We start from the raw sequence: 24772 nt of genomic DNA, 5'->3' as shown, positions 1-24772 counted from the left end.
GTAGATAAAAGTAGCATTTTGTAGTATTTTCATCTGATTTATTATGAAATAAATAATGATAATGTTTATCTAAATTTAAGAAAGCTAGTACTATACTTGCGACTATGATTTTAAAAATGAATATCATTTTTGGAGAAAATAGTGTTTAGAAAAATAAGTTTATTAATGATTTTTTTATTTTGTTCTATTGTTTATGCAAGAGAGATTGATTATCAAAAAGAAGCTCAAGCAATCAAGCAAATTTTAAATGAAAGTATGATTTTATATAAAGAAAATAAAAATTTAGAAGCGAAAAAAAAGGCAGAAGATGCTTATTTTCAACATTTTGAAACCATGGAAGGTTCTATTGGGCGTAATGTCGGTAGAAAAGCCATTGTTATGGAGCGTAAATTTGTTAATTTAAGAAAGCTATATAAAGATAAAGAAGATTTTTCTAAAATAGAAGCTTTGATTAGTAGTTTGTATTTTGATTTAGATGAAATAGTTCCTATTTTAGAAAAAGGCTTTCAACTTAAAGCTGAAGCTAGTGATGTAAATTATGATAAAAAGGCAGCTGAAAGCTCGTCTTTAAAAGCAGAAAAAGAGCGTCAAGCACAAGCTGAAGCAATGTTTGCAGCTTTGCTTGAAGAGAATGTTAAAGAACAAACTTCACAAAATTCAACTCAAAGTTTGATTGCTCAGGAACAAAGCACTCAAAAAGATGAAGCATTGCTAGCTTTGCAAGAAGCTTCGGCTTTGGATGCAAGATTACAATTTTTAATGGATTCGATGATTTCAAAGCTTGATCAGGCTGCATTAGCTTTTGTAAATAAAGACTATCAAAAAGCTAAAGATTTGATTCAATCAGCATTGTTTGAAGATTATAGAAATTCAAAAGTAGAAGTTTTAGTAGCAAGATATACTAAGGCAGGGGTGGATAAAAAAATTCAAACTAAACTTAGAACTATTATAAGAAAAATCAACGCTAATACTTTAGATGAAAAAACTATTAGAGATGAAATTTCAAATATATCAGATTTATTATATGAAGCGTTTTTAGCATTGCCTAAAGAAGAATTAGCTTTACTTCAGGTTAAAGGTTTTGATGAGAGTGCTATGAGTACTAAAAACTATACTAAAGTATATGATGATATGAAAATTGCTCTTAATGATATTTTGCAAAATTATGAGGGATTTAATTTAAATAGCATAGATGCTTTACAAAATGTGTATTTGGATATTTTTGAAGCAAGTGGTATGGAAAGTAAAATTGGTGCTATTGATAGCGCTTTGAAATTAAAAATAGAAAGTTATTTTTCAAAAGGCGTTGCGCTTATTAAAGCAAGTGCTTCTAAAGAAGAATTAAAACAAAATTTTGACGAGCTTAGTGCCTTAGTAGAAGGCTCTTTAGATAAAATTCAAGAATCCTCACCTATGTCTTTATTTATATGGGCTTTAGGTATTATTTTAAGAGAGGGTTTGGAAGCTTTAATTATCATTGTAGCTATAGTTTCATACCTAGTTCAAAGTGGCAATAAAAAGCGTTTAAATATAGTATATTCAGCACTTTGGAGTGGAGTGTTTTTAAGTTTTGTAACCGCATTTTTTATTTCATGGATTTTTAAAGAACAAGCAGGGCAAAGTAGAGAGTTGCTAGAAGGCATTACTATGCTTGTGGCTGTTGCATTATTATTTTATGTAGGTTTTTGGCTTTTATCAAATGCACAAAATAAAAAATGGGCAAATTATGTAAAAACTCAAGCAGTTGAAGCTATCTCTAATAATTCAGCAAAAACCTTATGGTTTAGTGTATTTTTAGCTGTATATAGAGAAGGTGCTGAAACTATTCTTTTTTATCAGGCTTTATTATTTGATGCAAAAACAAGCATAGATTATAGTTTTATATTTATAGGATTAGCTAGTGGATTAATTATACTTATCATACTTTATTATTTATTAAAAGCTGGTGCTTTAAAAATACCAGTAAAACAATTTTTCTATATAACTTCATACATTATTTTTTATATGGTCTTTGTCTTTACAGGCAAAGGCATTGGTGAGCTCATAGAAGCTAAGGTTATCACCCCAAGCTTACTTCCTTTTGATTTTGAAGGAATTTTATGGCTTGGAATTTATCCTTACTATGAGAGCATCATACCTCAGTTTATGGTTTTAATCTTACTCATTATGGGTATTTTTATAACAAAGCAAATTTCAAATAAAAGGGAAAAAATATGAAAAAAACTTTATTAAGTTTAGGCGCAGCAGCTAGTATTTTAGCTAGTTCAGTTTTTGCAGCAGAGGTGCCAATTGGCGATCCTTATGAGTTAAATGGTATGGAAATAGCAGCGGTTTATTTACAACCAATCGAAATGGAGCCAAGAGGGATTGATCTTGCAGCAAGTTTAGCAGATATTCACCTTGAAGCAGATATTCATGCATTAAAGGGCAATAAAAACGGCTTTCCAGAAGGCTTTTGGATCCCTTATTTAACTATAGCTTATAAGCTAACTAATCTTGATAATGGTAAAGTAAAAACAGGAACTCTTATGCCTATGGTTGCAGATGATGGCCCTCACTATGGTGCGAATTTAAAAATGGATACAGGTATAGGAAATTATGAGTTAGTATTTTTAATAGAAAGCCCAGAAAAACAAGGTTTTGGACGCCATGTTGATAAAGAAACAGGTGTTGGTAAATGGTTTGAGCCGTTTTCAGTTAAATACAACTTCAAATACACAGGAAAACCTAAGTGATTTTTCCCTAGCTTTTTGCTAGGGTTTATTTATGAAATTATTGATTTTATAAATAAATTCTATCAAAGAAGAGCCTATGTCGATTTATTTTGTACATTTTTTTGGAGTATTTTTTTCTTATGCGCTTTTGAGTGCTTTATTTTTTTATAATCTAAAAAATTCTTTAGTGTTCAAACTTGCTTTTGTAGGTTTTGTTTTTTCTTATTTTGCTTTTTTTATTAGCGCTAAAACACTAAGCTATGATTTGTTGTATTTTTCTAATGATATTTTATTTGTTTTATTGTTTTTGGGCATTATCATTTTTTCTTTTTTAAAAAATAATTTTTTAAAAGAAAAAATTCAAGCAATATTGCTTTTTTTATTATCTTTTGCTTTTGGTGTAAAATACTTACATATTTCTATTGACTTTCCTATATTAAGCACTAATTTTTTAGATTCTTTAGCGATTAGCTCTTTTGGGCTTATTTTACTTGCTTTTGTTGTGTGTTTTGGGGTTTATCTTTTTACAAGATGGCTAAGAGAATTTAAATTCAAGTTTTTAAATTTATTTTTATTTATTATCGTAATTTTTTATCTAAATGAAGCTTTAGCACAAATTTTATTACACCTTATGAGAGAAGGCGTGATAGAAACAGAAAGCTTGTATTTAAGCTATGTGGCAAAAAGTGTGTATTATGCTAAATTTTATACTTATGGATGGTTTGTGTTATTAGGGCTTTTTATAGTTTTAGCTCTAAAGCAAAGAGTAAGTGAAAATACTAAGAAAAAAGATTTTGATATAGAATTTAGAAAAAATCAAGCAAAAAATTCAACTATAACTAATTTTAGTGCAAGTATTTTTAGTGCTATGATTTTAAGTCTTTGTATTTTTCTCTTTTATGACATGCATGCTTCAAGACCGGTAACCATAGATGAACCAACCTATGTAGAGCCAAATGAAAATGATGAATTTGTCTTTGATGTAGCTATTTTAAGAGATAATAACTTACACCGCTTTGCTTATATTAGCGATGAGGGTAAAGTGGTAAGATTTTTCTTAATCAACAAAAGAGAAGATAAAGACTCACCAGTAGCTGTTTTTGATGCTTGTAGTATATGTGGGGATATGGGTTATGTTAAAAAAGGTGGAGAGTTAATTTGTATCTCATGTAATGTTAGAATTTTCTTACCAAGTGTAGGTAAGGCAGGTGGGTGTAATCCTATCCCTATGAAATATAAATTTGAAAATGGCAAAGTTATTATACCTTTTTCAGAAATTTTAGATGGGGTAAATTTTTTCACTCAAGTAGTAGAAAAGAAAGTTTATGATCCTATTGATAATACTGAACTAATTAATTTAAAAGCGCCAAGATCTTATGTTTATAAAGGAAGAACATATTTTTTTGCTAATGAAAAAAACTATGAAGAGTTTAAAAATGATCCTTTAAAATACATCGATATGAATAAGACTTCAAAATATAGAATTCATAATTTATTAGGAAATGACTATGCAAATTAAGATTGTAAAAAATTCCATTTTTCAAAATAAAATTCAAAAATCTCTAGCCTTGCTAACGATTTTTTTAGCTACTTTACTTATGGCTACGATGTTAAATCTTACTTTGGGCATAGGTAATGAAATCACAAAAGAATTAAGAAGTTATGGATCGAACATTTTAGTTTTACCTAAAGGTGCAAGTTTAAGTGTAGAAGTGGGTAATAAAATCTATGAGCCTTTGAAAAATCAAAATTTTTTAGAAGAAAGCAAACTCCATACTATAAAAGAAATTTTTTGGAGAAATAATATCAACGCCTTTGCACCATTTTTAGATACCCAAGTAAAAATTCAAACTCCAAATACAAATTATGAAAATATCTCTTTAGTGGGAACTTATTTTGATAAGGCTATAAAGGTGCAAGATGATGATGATTTTTATGCAGGTATTAAAGAATTATACAAATATAGTCAAATCAAAGGAAGCTACCCAAAAGATGATAGTTTAGATGAAATAATGCTAGGAAAAGACTTAGCACAAAAATATGATTTAAAAATAAATGATGAAATTACTCTTGTGCAAAATGATCAAATTTTTAAAACAAAAGTTGTTGGTATTATAGACTTAACTCAAGCTTTTTCAAATAAAATCATTACTTCTTTACTTTTAGCACAAAAACTTTCTAAAAAAGAAGGTTTGTTTGCTAAAGCAGAAGTTTCAGCTTTGACTATACCTGAAAACGATTTAGCACAAAAAGCAAGACGCGATGTAGATAGTCTTAATCAGCTTGAGTATGATCAGTGGTATTGCACTGCTTATGTAAGTTCTATTGCTTATCAAATCGCAGAAGATTTTAAAGGTGCTAGCACAAAAGTAGTGAGTGCGATTTCAGATGCAGAAAGTTTGATAGTGTCTAAAATTCAATCTTTAATGGGTGTAGTTAGCATTATATGTTTAATCGTAGCTTCCATAGCCATATCATCTTTAATGAGTGCAGATATTTTTAGAAGAAAAAGCGAAATAGGACTTTTAAAAGCTTTGGGTGCTAGCACTTTGCAAATTTATATGATTTTTGCACTAGAAGGGGTTGTGGTAGCTTTAGTTGGAGCAGTTTTTGGTTTTGCTTTTGGCGTTGGGGTTTCAGAAGTTATTGCTCTAAGTATATTTGACCATACTATTGCTATATCTTGGATTATTTTACCAATTTGTTTATTTTTTGCGATGCTTATAGTATTTTTAGGATGTTTGTTCTCTATCAAAGGAATTTCTAAACTTTCTACTTCAGAGGTTTTATATGGGAAATAATTTTTTTATGCAAGAGGTTTTTAAATCTCTTATTTTTTCTTATAAAAGAGTTTGTATTATTTTTATAGCTGTGTTTATGGGTGCTATGGTTAGTGCTTCATTTTTTAATATTTATTTTGATATTGACACAAAATTATCTAAAGAATTAAAAGCTTATGGAGCTAATTTTATCATCACGCCAAAAGATGATGAATTTTTAAGCATGGATGAGTTTAATCAAGTTAAAGAAAGCTTGAAAGCAAAGGCTTTAACCCCATTTTTATATGGTTTTTATAATCTTGAAAGCTCAAGTGCGGTGGTGGTTGGGGTTGATTTTGCAAATTTAAAGCTTACTAAGCCTTTTATGGAAGTTTTAAAAGGAAGTTTTTCTTTGAGTGATTTTAGTGGAGATAGTGCCTTTGTAGGGGCTGATCTAGCTAAACAGCTTGAACTTAAAATAGGACAAGAATTACAAATTTATAATCCAAGTATTTCCAAAATAGTCAAAGTAAAAATCAAAGCTATTTTAAGAAGTAACGATGAGCAAGATGGGGTTTTAATTATCTCTTTAAAAAAAGCTCAAGAGTTAGCAGCTAAAGAAGTTATAAATTATGCTCAAGCTATTTTGCTAGGTGATTATGAAAGTTTAGATCAAAAAGCAAAAGAACTTAGCAAGGCTAATGTAGAAGCTAAAGTCATAGCCTCAGTATCCATTAGCGAAGGTGTGATTTTAGAAAAGATCAAAGCTTTGATGGCTTTGATTAGCTTAACGATTTTACTCATTAGTTCTTTGAGTGTAAATACAACTCTTAGTGCAGTGATTTTTTCAAGAAAAAAAGAAATAGCCTTACACCTTGCACTAGGAGCTAAGCATAAAGAAATCATCAAGCTCTTTGGAGCTGAAGTGTTTATTTTAAGTTTAAGTGCGAGTTTGCTTGGTGCTTTTTGTGGGTATTTTTTGGCAAATATTTTTGGGTATTTGATTTTTAATGCAAGTATAGACTTTAGATTGCTTTCAGTATTTTTTGCGGTGCTTGTTTCTTTGGTATTTGCATTTTTTGCAAGTATTTTACCGCTAAAAAAAGCTTTAAAAATCAATGTTTGTGAAAATTTAAAGGGTGAGTGATGAAAAATATTATAAAAATTTCAAATTTAAATCGTAATTTTAATGAAGTTAAAGCTTTACAAAATATCAACCTAGAAGTAAAGCAAGGCGAATGGCTAGCTATCATGGGTCCATCAGGTTCAGGTAAATCAACACTTTTAAATATACTTTCTTTAATGGATACTCAAAGTAGTGGGGAGTATTTTTTAGATGATAAAGAAGTTGGAAATTTAAGTGAAGAAGAAAAAAGCGTGATTAGAAGAGAAAAAATAGGCTTGATTTTTCAACAATTTCATTTAATACCTTATTTAAATGCCTTAGAAAATGTCATGCTAGCACAGTTTTATCACTCAAGTATAGAACAAAAAGACGCTATAATAGCACTAGAAAAAGTAGGGCTTTCACACAGACTTACGCATTTACCAAGCCAACTAAGCGGCGGGGAGCAACAAAGGCTATGTATAGCAAGAGCTTTAGTGAATGATCCTGAAATTTTATTAGCAGATGAGCCAACTGGAAATTTAGATGAGGCAAATGAAAAAAACATTTTAGAACTTTTTTGTAAATTAAAACAAGATGGTAAAACCATAGTTTTAATCACTCACAATCCAGACTTAGCAACCTTTGCTGATAGAACTATCATTTTAAGCCATGGAGTGATGAAAAGTGAAAATTAAAAGTATAATTTTAGCTTGTTTATGTTTAGTTTTTTTAAGTGCATGTTTTGAAAACAACAATAAAAATGGCGGCAAAGTAGGCTTAAAAGCACCAGAAATCGCAGCTAAAAATTTAGAAGGTGAGAAAATCAAACTAGCTGATTTTGATAATCTCATTGTTTTAACCTTTGTGGAGCAAGGTTGTGCATCTTGTTTAAAAGACTTGCCACTCTTGGAAAAACTAGCTAACGAATATCCTAAAAAAATGACCGTTTTAGCCCTTGATTCTATAGATAAAGGTAAGGATTTTGAAGAATTTGCTACAAAATATGATTACAAAAATATCATATTTTTACAAGATGATTTGGATATCTCATGGCAAAGATTTAGCGTTTTTGCAGTGCCAACTACTTTTGTCATTAAAGATGGAGTTGTACAAGATAAAATCATAGGAGAAAAACCATGGTCGCAATTAAAAGCTTCTATTGCTTCTTGGCTTTAATAAGCGTTTTTTTCTTTAGTGCATGCTCAAATAATGAATTTCAAACCCTAAATTCAAATCAAAACTATACTTTTAAATATGATGGTTTTGAAAAAACCTTAAAAACACAAAATGCAAATCAAGCTTATGCTTTATTTTTTTTCACGCAAGATTGCGGTGCATGTAATGTGCAAATTCCTATGCTAAACGAGCTTTATAAAGAAAGAAACTTTCCTATTTTAGCGGTGCTAAATGGAGCTAAGTTGAAAGAAGAAGCTCAAAAAATTCTTTTGGAAAAAAAGTTAGATTTGCCACTTTTATATGAAGCCAAAGCAAGTTCATTTTTGTCTAAAGCTGTGGGTGGAATTTATGGCGTACCTGTGATAGTTTTTTTTGATGAAAAAGGTAAAATAAATGAAAAATTCATCGGACTTACCCCAAAAAGTGTTTTAGAAAATAAGATTAAATTTTTACAATAGTTATTATTAGAAATATTAATATTATTATGTTTGTAGTATTTAAGATATTTACTATCTTAAATTATACTTAAGGAAAAATTTATAAATAAAATATTAATATTCCGAATGCATTAACAATTAACTAGTAATGTTTACTAGTTAATACAAACAAGCAATAAACCAATCAAACACATTAATCATTTTTCGAAAGGACTTTTTCAATGCATATAAGTACAGCTAAAAATCGCCTCACGGGGGGGGGATACGATAATTTTCGTTTTAACTCAAATACTTTAAATTCTTTAAAAAACTATAAAAACTCTAATCTTTTAAAACTTTCTTTATTTACTATTTTTTCACTAAGTTCTTTAGAAGCTGCCACTCAGGCAAATTATGATAAAACTTCTAATGCTTATATAATTAAAAAACACCATTATGAGAACAATGATGTCTATGATTATAATCTTGATACTTATAAACTCTTAAGTGGTAAAAACTTCTATGGTCAAATGGCTACTAATAAAAATCTTTCAAATATCACTTTAATCTATGATAATCCTAAAGATAAAGCTCATGCAAAAATGAATGATTTATATTTTAAGCAAGACATACTTACTCCAAGTATTAAAGAAGATATTTTTGTAGTTAATGGATTTCATAGTTCTAACTCAGCTAATACTACCCTAAATCAAATCAGCTATATACCTTTTTTAGTTTCTGCTTATACTTTTAATGCAAAAGCTAATAATAATACCTTAGTATTAAAAGCAGGGGAATTATCTTCAGTATATTATTTAAAACCTACCGATAAAGAAGTAATTAATCCTAAAGCTAGTGGTTTGGATAATAAATATAATTTTTTAATCACTCCAGCTATAGCTAGAAAAGGTGAAGTAAGTAATAATACTTTAAATTTCTTAAAAGATGCCTATGTAAATATGGGTGTTGAAAACACCTATACCTTACCTTTAAATGGTGCTCCTTATGTATTAGGTGCTTTTGGTGTGGATGCTAATGCTAATAATAATACAGTTATATTAAATAAAGGCGTAAAGATAGACTTTCATACTACCCCTTATAGACAAAGCACTTTAGGGGATAATATCTTTGATGAGAGAATGACTCATGTAAATGGAGCCATTACTTATAATGCTAATGCTAAAAATAATAAAGTTATTATAGATGGAGCTTCTTTATTAGTCCATGGTCCAAGTGGAGCATATTCAACATCAGCTGCTACTCACTTAGGAGGAGCTTTTGTGGATGTTAATAATAATCAAAGCTATGAAGTAAGTAATAATAGTGTATTAATCAATGATTTAAAACTAGATTTAAGAGTAGATACTAAAAATACCCCATTAGCTTATAATGCTGTCTTAGTAGGAGAAATCTATGGGGGTAAAATCATACAAGGTAATGCTTATAAAAACACCATAGATATAAAAGACTTACAAACCTTATTAGCATTAAATACTAATGTAGAGGTAAAAGCTCTTTTAGACTTTTATGCAGGTATTACTAATAATGGTATAGCTAATGATAATAGCATTAGCATTAATCTAAAAAAACCATTTGAAATTAATTCTAATTTTACAGGTAAAAATGAGTTTAATCTTTATGGTGGGGTAGCGACTAAAGGAGCTAATAGAAATAGTATTCATATCAATGGGGATTTAACCCAAGGTATTACTGTTGAAAATCATCAAGATAAAATTCAAATCACAGCAGCACAAACTCTAAGTTCTAAAGCAAATAATAATAGCATTAATATTAAAAACTCAAACATTGCTATGCCTTTATATTTATATGGAGTAAGCAAGGTTAGTTTAAATGATAAAGATTATTATGCAAGTAGTGCTAATGCTAATAGTATAGTTTTAGATAATGTAAAATCAGGTAGAAATCTCACTGCTATTATAGAAGCTGATAATTTAGAAAAAAACACTATAAAATATAATCTTGTGCAATCTTTATCAAATGCTTCTAATATAGATAAAGGTTCTAAAATCATTTTAAGAGCTAATGAAAATGCTAATGATAATACTTTAAATATTAAAGATTATTCAAGTGCGGCTAGTTCTAATGTTTATGTTATTAATGCTAATACTGAAAGTGCTAATAATACTTTTATCTTTGATAATCTAGCCCTAGGCACAGCTTCTGATAAAAGAGAAGGTGAAGTAGTAATTAGTGCAGGTATAGCTAAGAACACTCATGATAATTATACTCATATAAATAATTTAAATATAGATGAGTATAAAAACAACAAAGCTATATTTATAAGTGCTTCTGGTGTATATAGTGAAAATGATAAAAGCTATAATAATACCTTATATCTAAGTGGTAATACTAATATTTTTAATAATACTAATATAGATGTATTAGCAGGTAGCTTTTTACAAACTAAAGAAGATAATAACTTTGTATCAAAAGCTCTAATGCATAAAAGTGGCACTAATAATCATTTAGTATTAAATACAAATATAAAAGCAAATACTATCAATAACTTTGATCATTATAGCTTTATCTTAAAAGATGATACTAAAACTTATTTAAGTGCTAAAGAAGCTATTAATCTTTCTAAAGATAGTTCTATTAATGTATATACAAACAATAATGTAAAAAATAAAAGCTTTATTTTAATGCAAAGTGAAAAAGGCTTTGTAGATGCAAACAATAAACAACTAAATCAAAAAGACTTACAAAGCTTATTAGAAACTATTACTAAAAATAATCAAAGCTTACATAAAAACATCAAAGCAAAAGTTCAAAAAGCTAAATATACTCTAAGTGTAAGTAAAGATGCAAAAAGCATAGTAGTGAATTTAAACTAAAGCAATATACCAAAAAGGATTAATTATGAAAAAGTTAGCAAATCATATCATACTCTCAGGTGTAACTGTATCAATGTTATTATCACCTATGGTGGCAGCAGATAAACCACTTAATCCAAATCACTTACCTAGTGGGGGTAAATTTACTCATGGGACTAGCGGGACTATAAATATTAATGGTAATAACATGGATATTATGGGTAATGGAAAAAACTCAGTCATACAATGGGGTGGTGGCTTTAGTATAGGTAAAGATGCACAAGTTAATTTTGGAAAAGGACAAAGTGGTCAAAACTACCTAAACATTGCTCATGGTACTAGTAAATCTATGATAGAAGGTTTATTAAATGCAGGTGGTAATAATGTCTTTTTAATCAATCCTAATGGAGTAATCATTACTAAAACAGGAAATATCAATGCTAATCGCTTTGTGGCTTCGACTTCGTCGATGAGTGATGATGATATGTGGAAATTTGCTAAATCTACACAAGCACAAGGTGCAGCTTTTTCACCTATATTTAAACCACAAAAAGCAGGTAATGTAGTAAATATGGGTAATATTAATGCGAATAGTCTTTTATTTCAAGGTAATAAAGTACTTTTAGATGCTGATACTAGTTGGGATAAAGAACACAATGGCGTTAAATTTGGAATAATTAAAGCAGGTAATATAAACCTACAAGGAAATGAAGTTTATGTTAATGCTGCTAGTATAGATGCTAATTCATTAAATCGTAATACTCCTGGTAGAAGAGCGATAGAAATTCATGGAAAAGGTCATGCGTATTTAGATGCTACGGGATATTATTATAATACAAGTGCAGGAAACACAATTTTAGCTCTTAAGGAAGGTGCTAGCAAGGATTTTGCTGTAGAAGGGACTGTTTTTATAAATTCTGTGCAAGATTGGTGGCATTTTGCTAAAGGATGGAATGAAAGAGATGATTTTAGAAAAAATTCCCCAATTTTTTATAGACTTACAACGGATTTGGATTTTGGAGGACAAAATTTTGCGAATTATTGGTTGGATTTAAATGGTGATGGCAAAAAACAAACTAATGAGTATACCAATATGATTATAGGTTATTCGGATGATAATGCTTTTTATAGAAAATTTTTAGGTCAAGGTCACACCTTGAAAAATATGTATATAGATACAACAGGGTTAAATGATATACAATATGTAGGAATATTTGGAAAAGCTTCTAAAGGTTTTGGTGGAATATCTGATTTGATTATTGATTATAACAATAAATATATAAAAACAGAAGGAGCAAGTCATGTAGGTGGACTTATTGGAGATGTGGAAGGAGAAGATGGATATATTTTTAGTAAATTTTATAATATAGTTGTTAAAAATATTGACTATATCAAAGCAACTAATGGAAAATATGGTAATCTTTTTGTAGGTGGTTTTGCTGGATCTTTGGATAATATTAAAGAAGCAAGTAATATTAAGCTTAGCAATATAAAGAAAATTGAAGCAAGTACTTCAAATATTGATGAGATGGTTGCAGTCGGTGGTTTTGTTGGACGCATTGATTATGATTATATTGATGTACCTATTTCTCTGTTTACTGGATTTGAGAATATAGAAATAATCGGAACAGATGAGATTAAGGTTAGTTGTAATGATGTGGCTTGTTCTAGTGCAACAGCTGGCGGCTTTGCTGGATTTTTATTTTTAAATAGTTCTAATTTAAAAATGAATAATATTACATTAGATGGCATATCTAATATTCAATCAGATAATAAAAAAGGTTTCTCTGCTTCTGCAGGTGGTTTTATAGGTGAAGGTGAATTTATGGGTTATCAAAAAGATGGAGTTAGTTTTAGTAATATAGCTATAAAAAATTTAAAAAGCATTAATGCTAATGGTTCTGCATGGGGAAGTGCTGCTGGATTTATGGGATATTATAGAAGCGGACAGCCAAACTATAAAAGAAATTTTAAAGACATTTTTATATATTTTGATCCAGAAGCTACAATCACAACTACTGGATCTCAAAAGACAAATAATTTTTTCTTTACAACTCAAAAGAATGATTTTGATGAAACTTATGATAATATATTTGTCTATTATAAAAATGGAACTTTAAACGATACTTATGGAAATATGGGTATAACAGATCAGAGCTATAATGGCGATGAATTAAAACAAGAATTTGAGCAAAAAATAGCAAATATCACCAAGCCAAGTTTTAATGAAAAACCAGAAGATGTTGATGGAACACCAGGTTTATTTCCATATGAAAAACCAGATGTAGAAGCTATAAAAAATCAAAAAGTTGAGTTTCAAAAAGAATGGTACAATAAGGAAGTAGTTCAGGCTATATTGGATGATATCTTAAACGGAAAATATAGAGTAAGTATTAATAAATTTGGCGAGATTGTATTTCATGTAAGTACTGTAGGTGGGGTTGAGATTACGCTAGATTCTATTAAGCAAAGTTTGGATTTTCTTGATACACTCAAAGAAAAAAATTCAGGATTTGATCAAACAGTTGAATTAAAAGATATTTATGCAAAATACAATAAAGCTTTAAAAATAAAAGATGAGTATGTAGCAGCTCAAGAACATCTCTTTAAAGATGGTAAAAATTCTTTTTATGAAACTTATGCAAAATATCAAAAAGAATTAGAAATTTATAATTCTTATGTTAAAGAAATAGAAGCAGGTAAAAGAAAAATAAACGATCCTGAATATCTAGCTAGTCTTGATAAAATCAATTCTTTGGCAACAACATTAAAAAATCAAAGAGATGCGGTAAATGGCATAGCTACTAAGCTTAATGATGAAAATATAGCAAAAAATGAATACGGCTATACTAATTTTAAATTTACAGGGGATTTTGCATTGGATTTTGTACATAATCCGCAAAGCCCTGATGTAGATAATCCGAATAAACCAGAATTACCAGATACAGATTTAGAATTTAAACAAACTGCTTCACTTAACTTAATAGGCGATCATGCTATTGAAGAAGAAGAAAGTAAAGAAGAGATAGATGAGAGTTCTTTAAAGCAAAAAGGTCTTACATGCATAGTTAGCGATAATTTTAAAACTATGAATCCTTGTATAGTTGGAGGATTATAAAATATGAATAAACAAAGTAAATTCACAAGTCATATCATACTCTCAGGTGTAACGGTATCAATGTTATTTTCTCCACTAATGGCTTTACCTAGTGGAGGTAAATTTACTCATGGGACTAGTGGGACTATAACTTCTGGCAATGGTCATATGCAAATTAATGGTAAAGGACCAAACTCAGTCATACAATGGGGTGGTGGCTTTAATATAGGTCAAGGAGAAAGTGTAAACTTTGGAGGTAATAGTAAAAACTACCTAAACATTGCTCATGGAGCGGGTAAATCTACCATAGAAGGTATATTGAATGCAGGTGGTAATAATGTCTTTTTAATCAATCCTAATGGAATAATCATTACTAAAACAGGTAGGATTGACGCTAATCGCTTTGTGGCATCAACTAGTACATTAAATAACACAGATTATGAGAATTTCTTTAAAATGGCATCAAATTTTTCTCCGGTATTTAAAGGCGATAAACTTGGCAATGTGGTTAATATGGGCAATATTGATGTCAAAGAAAACTTAATCTTACAAGGTAATAAAATCATACTCAAGGCAGAAGTTAATAAAGGAACACTAAATCAAATTAAAGCTGGAAATAAAATTCACCTTGATGCAAATGAAATTTATGCAGATATTTCAACTATAAAAACACCTAGTGTAGAAACATCACATGCAAATAAAGGGGATTTGTATTTAAGTGCTACGGGGTATTATTTTAATCCTGAAAGAAAATATAATGAATTTGATAATATTAGTAATTTAAATAAAAGTTATAAAAACTATGTTGATATAGGTTCTGTGCAGGATTGGTGGTATTTTGCTAAAGGTTGGAATGATAATAAAAAAGGCTTTAGAGAGACTGCTAATGGATATAGACTTACTAATGATATAGATTTTAAAGGCGAAAACTATGCTAATTATTGTATTGATGGGCAATGTACAAATATGATAATTGGCTATGATAATGAAAAAGTTTTTAATAAAAATTTCGATGGACAAGGTTTTAGTCTAAAAAATATTAAGATCGATTTTACTGCAGATCCAAATAGGCATTATGAAAAACATACTTATGTTGGGATTTTTGGATATGCGAAAGATTCTACTATTAAAGACTTTAGAGTTGATTATGCTAACAATAGCATAAGTGCTAAAAATGTTGATTATGTAGGTGGTGTTTTTGGAAAAACCGAAAATAATACTATCTCACAAATAGAACTAAAAAATATATCTAACATTACTTCAATAGGTAGAGATAAGGGTTTATTTTTTATAGGTGGTTTTGCAGGACTTGCCGGAGGAAATTTTTCAGATATTAGTTTAGATACTATTGAAAATATAAGAGCTGAAAAAGGACAAAGTTCTGTAAATTTAGGTGGTTTCGCAGGTAATGCAAGAGGAAATTTTGAAAAAATATCTATTAAAAATATAGATAATATTATTGCAAAGGGTAATCCAAATTTACCAGCTTTTGTTGGAGGATTTGCTGGGCAGTTGTATAGTGGTAATTACATCAGAGATGTAAGAATGGAGAATGTAAAAAATATAGATGTAACTTCTAGTGGATCTTTTGCTAATGTGGGTGGATTTATAGGTGAAATTGGAAGTAAAAATGCAAAGCTTAGTAATATTTACATCAAGAATTTAGAAAGTATAAAAGTAGATAATAAAAAACAACAAGGTGTAGCTTATGTAGGTGGATTTGCGGGAAAAAACTATAGTGCAAATTTAGAAAACATAGCTTTAGAAGGTAAGATAAACATTGATGCAAAATCTACAGATTCTATATACACTGGTGGATTTTTAGGATGTAATGGCGCTAATTCTTGGGGATGTTCAAATAGTGGTGGTTCTATAAAGAATGTTTCGCTATATTTTAAAGACGGGTCTTCTATAAATGCTAAGTCTTATCAAAATAAGACTGTAAATACAGACTTATTTATAGCTAATAAAGTTGGAACAAATAATTCTAATACAGTATATCATTATGCTAATGACTTTGGGGATTTTTCAACTAGTGGGGCAAGTGAAGTCAGTTATATAAATAATGATAAATATAGTGAATTCACATCAAAAATCCCGACTATAACAGACCCTACAAAACCTAGTGAGGTATCTAGAGTTGATCTTGATAACGATGTGTTTTTAGATAATGAGGATTTGTATGAAGATATTATTAATAATGAAATCATTTCAGATCTAAAAAAATACTTAACTATTAATGCAAATAGTGATTTAAAAAAGCTTTTAGAAGCGTATGGGAATTTAACAGATAGAAAATCGAAAGTGCAGTTTATAGCAGAGTTTTTGTTAGATGATAGATATGATGATAAAACAAGCGAAGCTGAAAAATTAATGCAAAGTATGGATTTCTTACTTGCATACTCGAAAAATAACAAGATTGATTCTAAGTTTAAAGAAGGGGTGCAAGATAAATTCAACAATTTAAAACAAGATGCTAAAAAGCATTATGATATCACTATGGCAAACAAAGATAAGTTGATAAGTTTCATTAGAGATTTGCAGAGCAAAGTGGAGAATATTAATGATTTAAAAGATAAATATAACAAAACAAATTATCAAAAACAAATCGATGAACTCGCAACTAGGTATAACATAATAGTATCCACAATCAATAGCAATAAAAATTTAAGTGAAGATTTACTAAATAATTTTTATAGAGAATTAAGTTCTATATCTTCTGAAATAAAAAATCTTATGTTTTTAGCACAACTTGATAAAAATAAAAGTGATATTTCTATAGATGATTTTGAATCATTAAAAGCTAAAGCAAACCAATATGAGTATTTTACGCTCAATGGAAACTTTGACAAGGTTAGTAATGTTGGTATTCCTATCTTAGATTCCATAAAAAATAATGGAGATAATGGTGGTGGAGAAATAGAAATACCTTCAATACCTATCGAACCAGTAGAACCACCAAGTAATGATTCGGATAATTCCTTGGTGTTTGAGCAAACTTCTAATTTGCATTCAATAGGCAATAAAACATTAGAAGAGGAAGAAGATAAAAATGATATTGATGAAACTGCACCTATGCAAAAAGGAAAAATCTGCATAGTTAGTGATAACTCTAAAACTATGAATCCATGTATAGTAAGTGGAATATAGTTATACACACTAGGATTTATCCTAGTGTAATAACGAGTATATTAATGAATACTCGTATTAAATAATATTTTGATTAATCAATAATAAATATTAAAAAACAAAAACTCTTAATTTTAAAAATATATAAATAAAAGGAAAAAACAACCATGAAAAAACTTTTACTTAGCACTATAGCACTTAGCTCTTTAGTCTATGCTAATAATGGAAGTATTACCATAGCTAAAAATGATATAGAAAAGGTTATAGAATTATCCCCTGATAGAAACCTCCCTCAAAACAAAGCTATCAAAGAAAATCTAAAAACCAAAGATGATTATATAAAAAGCCAAGAAGCTAAAAAAGACTTTGAAGAAAAAAAGAAAGCTTTAAAAGAAAAATTCAATCAAGAAGATGAAGCTAATGAGGAAACTAACAATCAAACTAATAATGACACTACCAATCTAAATAACCAAACTAATACTAATACAAACAATGATAAAACTAATACTAGTGTAAAAGATGAAACTAACAATTCTAACTCAACTAATAACAATACAAACAACCAAACCAATAATAGTTCTAACACTAACTCTACTAATTCTAACACTAACACCACCACTAAAAAAGTAATAACCAAATACAAATTTGTTATCACTAATGAAAACACTAGCTTTAAAAAGCTAGGTATTAAAGAAGAAGATTTACAATTACTTATTAGTGAGTTTAGTACTAGAAAATTTAGCTTACAAGATTTACAAGATATATCTAATATCATTGCTTATTATTTCCAAGTTAATGGCTATCCTGCAGCAACAGCTTATGTACCCCAACAAGAATTTGAAGATAGTGTACAAATAAACATAGCCTTAGGAACCTTAGGTAAGTATATAGTAAAGAATAAAACTACTATAAAAGATTATTTCATAGAAAGTAAGCTTAATGAAAGAATCAAAGGTAAAATCATCTCTACTAAGTTAATAGAAGATAGTGTGTATAAAGTCAATGAAATGTATGGAGTACAAACCCTAGCAGGCTTACAAGCAGGAGAGAATGTAGGAGAAACTGATGTAGTTATAGAAGTAGTGCCTGATACTAAGGCTAATGTATTATTATATACTGATAATTATGGTATTGAAAGTGCAGGGGATATTAGAGCTGGTATTAGTATGGGATTTAATTCTATATTTAATATGGGAGATTATTATAATTTTTACTTACAATCAAGTAATGAAAATCAAATCAACTATGGAGCTAGTTATACTTTCTTTTTAGGAAATTTAAAAATTACTCCAAGCGTATCTCAAGGCTCTTATTCTTTAGGTGGGGATTATGAAGGCTTAGGTTTTAATGGTACTTCTAGAAATTTTGGTATAGACTTTTCTTATCCTGTATGGATTAATACTAATTCCTCTTTATATTTTACTTCAAGTATTTATCATAAAATACTTAGTGATGTAACCTTAGATCTTTTAACCTTTGATAAAAGTTCTAATGTAGGTAGTATGGGTTTAGAAGGTTTATTTAGAGGCTTTGAGAATAATACCTTAAGTTATAGTGCTAAGATAAGTGTGGGTAAGGTATATGATGATGGTACTACTATATTTGGAGATACCTCTAAAAGTGGAGGCAAAGGCTTTGGTTGGTTTAGAAAACTCAATGCTAGTGTGAATAATTATTATAGTATTAATGAATACATTACTCATACTTTAAATATAAACTATCAAAAGGTATTAGGGAATTTTGAATTAGATTCTTCTGAGAGTTCCTCTTTAGGTGGAGCTTATGGAGTAAGAGCTTATGATAATGGAGAAGGTGATGGAGATAATACCATAGTAGCTAACTTTGGTATAAGAATAAATATACCAAATACTAATTTTTATTTTACTCCTTTTTATGATGTAGGTTATGCTTGGTATGAAAAAGCTTCAGGGGATAGATTAGCAGATGAGCATTTTTTAGATGCAGTAGGTTTACAAATACTTTATAATAAAACTAATGAGTATTATATAAAACTTGATGCAGCTAGAGCATTACATCAATATAAATACGATGATGATCATAGAATGAAATTATATTTAAGTGGTGGGGTGTATTTTTAAAATACACCACTTTTATAATTAAAGCCCAAAGAAAATTTCAGGTTTTAATCTAAGCATTAAACAATATGCAGCCAAACTAGCTTGTTCTCTTGTGTAGTTTCTATTGCCTTGTATGTGAATGCATTCTTGTAAAAAGGTTCCATCTTTATACATAGCTCCTATGTAGATGGTGCCTGCTTTGGTGTTTTTATCATTTTCTTCTCCAGCCACTCCACTAAGTGCTAAAGCAAAATCACAATTTGTAGTTTTAAAAATCCCTTTTAGCATAAAATAAATACAACGATCAGAGTATTCTCCAACACTTTCTAAGGTATCATTACTTACCCCAAGCCAAGAATTTTTCAAACGATTAGAATAAGTGATCAAAGAACCCTCAAACACACTAGAAATTCCTGAATTTTCAGCAAATTTTGAAGCACAAAGTCCAGCCGTGCAACTTTCTGCAAAGGAAATTTTTAAGTTTTTTTCCAAAAGTTTTTTAGCTATAAATTTAATAGGATCATTCCCTAAAAATACTTTACCCGTAAAAAGTTTAAAAACTCCCTTTAAAAAGCCTTCTAGTTTTCCATACTGACTAGCGCTTGCTCTAATGCAAATGAGATTATCTAACAATGCACTTGAGCTAGTTTGAATTTCAAAAGAAGTAGTAAGTGTATTAAGTAAGATATTTGCACTCGTTTCATCTATATCTAAAAGACAAAAATACGCATAGTCAAGCTCAGGATTTTGTAAAATTAAAGGCAATTTTTGCTCTATATTTATGTTTAATAAATTAATATGACATTGCTCAAAAGAACTTAAAAAGGAATTTTTTTCACGCAAAGCTTTTGAAGGCACTAAGGTGTCATTTTCTAATATTAAAACATCATCATTTAAGGTTGCTATGATTTTAGCTATAGTTGCGTAGTATTCGCTAATGCTAAAAATGGTTATATGGTTATATTCTTTAGAAAGTTTTTCAAGTAAAAAAGGAAGTTCCTTGTCAGGTTTGTTTATAAATTTTAGCTCATGAAGTTCTAAAAAATGTTTTTTGTATTCTTCTTGTATATAATGCATATAATTTTCATTGATAATAATTTCACTACCTATAATGATGATAAGATGTTTCATGGTTTTCCTTTTTTTCTTGCGATTATAACAAAAAAATAAGTGCAAATTAAAAGTATTTTAAGTAGAATTTACTATTTTTAAATTTTTCAAGGTGGATTATATGGATTATAAAGATACGCTATTGCTTCCAAATACGACTTTTGCAATGCGTGCAAATTTAGCAGAGCTTGAGCCTAAGCGTTTTAGTAAGTGGTTTGAAAACAACTATGCTTATGATAAAATGAAACAAAAAAGACAAGGGGTAAGTGAGAGTTTTACTCTGCATGATGGCCCTCCTTATGCAAATGGACATTTGCATATTGGCCATGCTTTAAATAAAATTTTAAAAGATATCATCATCAAAATGCATTATTTTCAAGGTAAAAAAGTGCGTTTTACTCCGGGTTGGGATTGTCATGGTTTGCCGATAGAACAGCAAGTAGAAGTTAAGCTTAAAGATAAAAAGCAAAGTTTAAGTAAAAAAGAAATTCGTGAGTTTTGTAGAGAGCATGCGAGAGAATTTGTAAATATCCAAAGAGATGAATTTAAGTCTTTGGGTGTGATTGCTGATTGGGATGAGCCATACTTGACTATGAAAAATGCTTTTGAAGCTGACATTTACAAAGCTTTATGTAAAATCGCTAAAAAAGGACTTTTGCTAGAAAGAAGTAAGCCTGTTTTTTGGAGCTGGGCTGCTAAGAGTGCGTTAGCAGAAGCTGAAGTAGAGTATGAAGATAAAGAAGATTATTCTATTTTTGTAGCATTTGAGCTTGATAAAACTTCCCTTGAAAAATTAGGAGTTGAAAAAGCAAAAGCAGTGATTTGGACTACCACGCCTTGGACTTTACCGGCAAATCAAGCTATATCTTTAAATCCAAATGAAAAATATGTTATCACTGAAGAAGGTTATATTTTTGCTAAAGCCTTGCTTGAAAATATGGTCAATAAAAACTTCACTCAAGGAAAAATTCAAAAAGAACTTTTAGGTGTTGAATTTGAAAATTTAAGTGCTATTAATCCACTTAATCAAAGAAAATCTACTCTTATTTTAGGCGATCATGTTTTAATGGAAGGTGGTACAGGGCTTGTGCATACTGCACCAGGTCATGGTGAGGATGATTATTATGTGTGCTTAAAATATGGCATTGAAGTGATTATGCCTGTAGATGATGGTGGGTGTTATGATGAAACGCTAAGAGCTAAAGGACTTTTACCAGAGCATTTATTAAGCGAGTTTATAGGACTTCATATTTTTAAAGCAAATGAGCGTATTTTAGAATTGCTTGGCGAAGCTTTGCTTGAGAGTTCTAAATTTACACATTCTTATCCATTTTGTTGGAGAACGCATAAACCGGTTATTTATAGAGCTACAAAACAATGGTTTATCTTAATGGATGAGAAAAAGTTAGATGGAAAATCTTTAAGAGAGCTAGCGCTAGAGCAGTTAAATAATGTGAAATTTTACCCAGAAAGTGGGGTAAAAAGACTTAGTTCTATGATAGAAAATCGCCCTGATTGGTGTATATCAAGACAAAGAGATTGGGGTGTGCCTATAGCGTTTTTTAGAGATAAAGCAACCAAAGAAGTGATTTTTGATGATGATGTTTTAGATCATTTAGTGGGAATTTTTGAAGCAAATGGAGCTGATGCGTGGTGGGATTTAGAAATAAAAGATTTATTACCGCCAAATAGCAAATATGATCCAAATAATTTAGAAAAAGTTTATGATATTTTAGATGTTTGGTTTGATAGCGGTAGTACTTGGGAAGCGGTATTAAACTCAGCAAGATATGACGCAGGAGAATATCAAGCTTCAATGTATCTTGAAGGAAGTGACCAGCACCGTGGATGGTTTCAAAGCTCGCTTTTAATTTCTACCGCGATCAATCACAAAACCCCATATAAAAACATACTTACTCATGGCTTTACCGTAGATGAGAAGGGTCAAAAAATGAGTAAATCTAAGGGTAATGTGATCTTACCTCAAAATGTAGCTAAAAATTATGGGGTAGAAATTTTAAGACTTTGGATAATGCTTAGTGATTATTCAACGGACTTAAAAATTTCAGATAATATCTTAAAACAAGTAAGTGAGCAATATAGAAAGATAAGAAATACTATAAGATTTTTACTTGCAAATACTAATGATATGGAACTTTTAGAAACAAAAAATTTCACACTTTTAGATAAGTGGATTTTAATGCGTGCAAAAGTTGCTTTTGAAGCATGTGAAGCTGCTTTTGAAAAATATGAATTCGCAAAAGGCTTTAGTGTGCTTTTAAATTTCTTAAGTGCGGATTTAAGTGGAATTTATTTAGATGTGTGCAAAGATAGATTATATTGTAATGCAAAAGATGATACAAAAAGAGTAAGTGCGCAAAGTGCTATGGTGCTAATAGCTAGAAAACTTTTTGCGCTTTTAGCTCCAAGTTTAACTTATACCATAGATGAAGCATTAGAGCATGCAAATGTGGCTATTAAAGAAAATGCTAAAGATGTGTTTGATTTGGTGTTGAAAAATGGGTTTGATTATGAGTATAAAATCGAAGATGAATTATTTATAAAATCAAGAGAAAAATTCTTTGAGCTTGTTGATGTATTAAAAAAAGATAAAATCATCAAATCAACTTTAGAGTTAAGTTTGCAAACAAGCGCAAATGAGCTTTTGAGTGAAGATATTGAAGAAGTAGCTGATTGGTTTATGGTAAGCTCGGTAGAAAGCTTAGATGAAAAAGAAGCTTTGAGTGAGTTTAAAATAGATGATCATAGTTTTAAAATCGTGCGTTCTTCGTTACACAAGTGTCCAAGATGTTGGAAATTTTTAGCAAAAGAAGAAGAATGCTTATGTCCAAGATGTAATAGCGTGGAAAAAGCAAAAAATGTTTGAGCAAGCTTTACCTTTTAGCGTAGTGGTGATTACTTTATTGAGCTTTTTATTGATCACGCTTTTTTTGTTTTATTTGGTTAAAAAATTTAAGGATAAATAATGGTAACTTTAAAAGAAGCTTTGAAATTTTCAAATGAAGAATTAGAAAATCTAAAAAAAGAATTAAATGAAAAAGCACATCAGCAAAAGCATTTGGGTGCTTATTTAGAGCAGTTTTTAAATAAAGACTTAAGCACTTCAGGTGCTGGTGTACCAGTAGCTATAAAAGATAATATTAGCGTAAAGGATTGGAAATTAACTTGTGGTTCTAAAATTTTACAAGGCTATGTGGCTCCTTATGATGCAAGCGCTATTGTAAATTTACGTAAAAATAATTTTGCCCCATTTGGAAGATGTAATATGGATGAGTTTGCTATGGGAAGTACGAGTGCGACTTCTTTTTATGGTAAGACTTTAAATCCACTTGATAATGCTAAAGTCCCAGGTGGAAGTAGTGGAGGGAGTGCTGCTGCAGTTGCTGCGGGGATAGCTTTGGCAAGTTTGGGTTCGGATACAGGTGGTTCGGTAAGACAGCCTGCTGCATTTTGTGGTTGTGTTGGTTTTAAGCCAAGTTATGGAAGAGTTAGTAGGTATGGTTTAGCAGCATATTCTTCAAGCCTTGATCAAATCGGAGTTTTAACGCAAAATGTTGAAGATGCTGCGATTTTATATGATGCTATTGCAGGTTATGATGAAAAAGATAGCACAAGCGCAAACATAGCTTTTGAACCAACCGCGCCAAAACTAAATGCAAATAAAAAGCTAAAAATAGCTGTGATTAAAAACTATATAGAGCAAACTAATGATGATGTAAAACAAGCCTTATTAAAAACCATAGATATGTTAAAAGCAAATGGCCATGAGATTATTTATAAAGACTTAATGGATTCTACATTTGATGTTGCAGCTTATTATATCATAGCAGCGGCTGAAGCAAGTGCAAATTTAAGTCGTTATGATGGTGTAAGATATGGCAGAAGAAGCGAAAAATGTGACAATCTTAGCCAAATGTATGTAAATAGCAGAAGTGAGGGCTTTGGAGAGGAAGTAAAAAGAAGAATTTTACTAGGAACCTTTGTTTTAAGTAGTGGGTATTATGATGCATACTATATCAAAGCACAAAAGGCTAGAAGATTTATCAAGCAAAAATATGAAGAAATTTTAAATGATTGTGATTTGATTTTTATGCCAGTTGCTCCAAGTGTTGCTTTTGGCTTTAACGATATAAAAACTCCAGTACAAATGTACTTAGAAGATGTATTTACTATTTCAGTGAATTTGGCAGGACTTGGTGGCATTAGTGTGCCTGTAGGAAAAAATGAAAATGGACTTAATATCTCTGCTCAACTTATATGTAAAGCTTATGATGAGCAAACTTTATTAGATGGTGCTTTGAGCTTGGAAGAAATTATCAAAAACAAATAA

At 29.8% G+C, this 24772-nt stretch carries 15 protein-coding genes; 14 read left to right on the top strand and 1 reads right to left on the bottom strand.

The features are described from left to right. The first annotated feature begins 165 nt into the window (after nucleotides 1-165). The 12 genes from CD56_RS06060 to CD56_RS06005 all read left to right on the top strand — a co-directional run bounded on the left by CD56_RS06060 (nucleotide 166) and on the right by CD56_RS06005 (nucleotide 19332). Nucleotides 166-2217: an FTR1 family iron permease gene (locus CD56_RS06060; protein ID WP_047208814.1), complete on the top strand. Its 2052-nt coding sequence runs from the start codon at nucleotides 166-168 to the stop codon at nucleotides 2215-2217. Then, on the top strand, nucleotides 2214-2735 hold the full coding sequence (locus CD56_RS06055) for a ferrirhodotorulic acid transporter, periplasmic binding protein (RefSeq protein ID WP_012661874.1): 522 nt from the start codon (nucleotides 2214-2216) through the stop codon (nucleotides 2733-2735). The genes CD56_RS06060 and CD56_RS06055 overlap by 4 nt, the downstream gene beginning before the upstream one ends. Before the next feature lie 76 nt (nucleotides 2736-2811). Next, nucleotides 2812-4233: a Fe-S-containing protein gene (locus CD56_RS06050; protein ID WP_047208502.1), complete on the top strand. Its 1422-nt coding sequence runs from the start codon at nucleotides 2812-2814 to the stop codon at nucleotides 4231-4233. Continuing rightward, entirely contained in the window at nucleotides 4223-5515 is a 1293-nt protein-coding gene (locus tag CD56_RS06045; RefSeq protein ID WP_047208501.1) for an ABC transporter permease, read from the top strand. Before CD56_RS06050 ends, CD56_RS06045 begins: the two co-directional genes overlap by 11 nt. Further along, on the top strand, nucleotides 5505-6620 hold the full coding sequence (locus CD56_RS06040; RefSeq protein ID WP_047208500.1) for an ABC transporter permease: 1116 nt from the start codon (nucleotides 5505-5507) through the stop codon (nucleotides 6618-6620). The genes CD56_RS06045 and CD56_RS06040 overlap by 11 nt, the downstream gene beginning before the upstream one ends. Beyond that, nucleotides 6620-7276: an ABC transporter ATP-binding protein gene (locus tag CD56_RS06035; protein ID WP_039618899.1), complete on the top strand. Its 657-nt coding sequence runs from the start codon at nucleotides 6620-6622 to the stop codon at nucleotides 7274-7276. The genes CD56_RS06040 and CD56_RS06035 overlap by 1 nt, the downstream gene beginning before the upstream one ends. Then, entirely contained in the window at nucleotides 7266-7757 is a 492-nt protein-coding gene (locus CD56_RS06030) for a TlpA family protein disulfide reductase (protein ID WP_052768384.1), read from the top strand. The genes CD56_RS06035 and CD56_RS06030 overlap by 11 nt, the downstream gene beginning before the upstream one ends. Beyond that, nucleotides 7718-8215: a TlpA family protein disulfide reductase gene (locus tag CD56_RS06025; protein WP_047208499.1), complete on the top strand. Its 498-nt coding sequence runs from the start codon at nucleotides 7718-7720 to the stop codon at nucleotides 8213-8215. The genes CD56_RS06030 and CD56_RS06025 overlap by 40 nt, the downstream gene beginning before the upstream one ends. Nucleotides 8216-8415: 200 nt before the next feature. Next, the gene (locus tag CD56_RS06020; protein ID WP_052768383.1) at nucleotides 8416-11028 is read left to right on the top strand and encodes a hypothetical protein; all 2613 of its coding nucleotides are present in this window, start codon (nucleotides 8416-8418) and stop codon (nucleotides 11026-11028) included. Between the two features lie 25 nt (nucleotides 11029-11053). After that, the gene (locus CD56_RS06015; protein ID WP_047208498.1) at nucleotides 11054-14125 is read left to right on the top strand and encodes a two-partner secretion domain-containing protein; all 3072 of its coding nucleotides are present in this window, start codon (nucleotides 11054-11056) and stop codon (nucleotides 14123-14125) included. A gap of 3 nt (nucleotides 14126-14128) precedes the next feature. Beyond that, the gene (locus CD56_RS06010; protein ID WP_047208497.1) at nucleotides 14129-17254 is read left to right on the top strand and encodes a two-partner secretion domain-containing protein; all 3126 of its coding nucleotides are present in this window, start codon (nucleotides 14129-14131) and stop codon (nucleotides 17252-17254) included. A gap of 146 nt (nucleotides 17255-17400) precedes the next feature. Further along, complete coding sequence (locus tag CD56_RS06005; protein ID WP_235375832.1) at nucleotides 17401-19332, top strand: ShlB/FhaC/HecB family hemolysin secretion/activation protein; 1932 nt, start codon at nucleotides 17401-17403, stop codon at nucleotides 19330-19332. Nucleotides 19333-19350: 18 nt separating this feature from the next. On the opposite strand, the gene CD56_RS06000 is transcribed toward CD56_RS06005, so the two are convergent. Continuing rightward, entirely contained in the window at nucleotides 19351-20442 is a 1092-nt protein-coding gene (locus tag CD56_RS06000; protein ID WP_047208496.1) for a CinA family protein, read from the bottom strand. A 100-nt stretch (nucleotides 20443-20542) separates the two neighbouring features. Here CD56_RS06000 and ileS point away from each other — a divergent pair, with 100 nt between their 5' ends. Further along, nucleotides 20543-23308: an isoleucine--tRNA ligase gene (ileS, locus tag CD56_RS05995; RefSeq protein ID WP_047208495.1), complete on the top strand. Its 2766-nt coding sequence runs from the start codon at nucleotides 20543-20545 to the stop codon at nucleotides 23306-23308. A gap of 99 nt (nucleotides 23309-23407) precedes the next feature. Next, entirely contained in the window at nucleotides 23408-24772 is a 1365-nt protein-coding gene (gene gatA / locus CD56_RS05990; RefSeq protein ID WP_047208494.1) for an Asp-tRNA(Asn)/Glu-tRNA(Gln) amidotransferase subunit GatA, read from the top strand.

It is taken from the genome of Campylobacter lari, assembly GCF_001017575.1.
GTDB classification, from domain to species: Bacteria; Campylobacterota; Campylobacteria; order Campylobacterales; family Campylobacteraceae; genus Campylobacter_D; species Campylobacter_D lari_C.
Note: the sequence above shows the minus strand (reverse complement) of the source record. Positions and strands in the feature narration are given on the sequence as shown.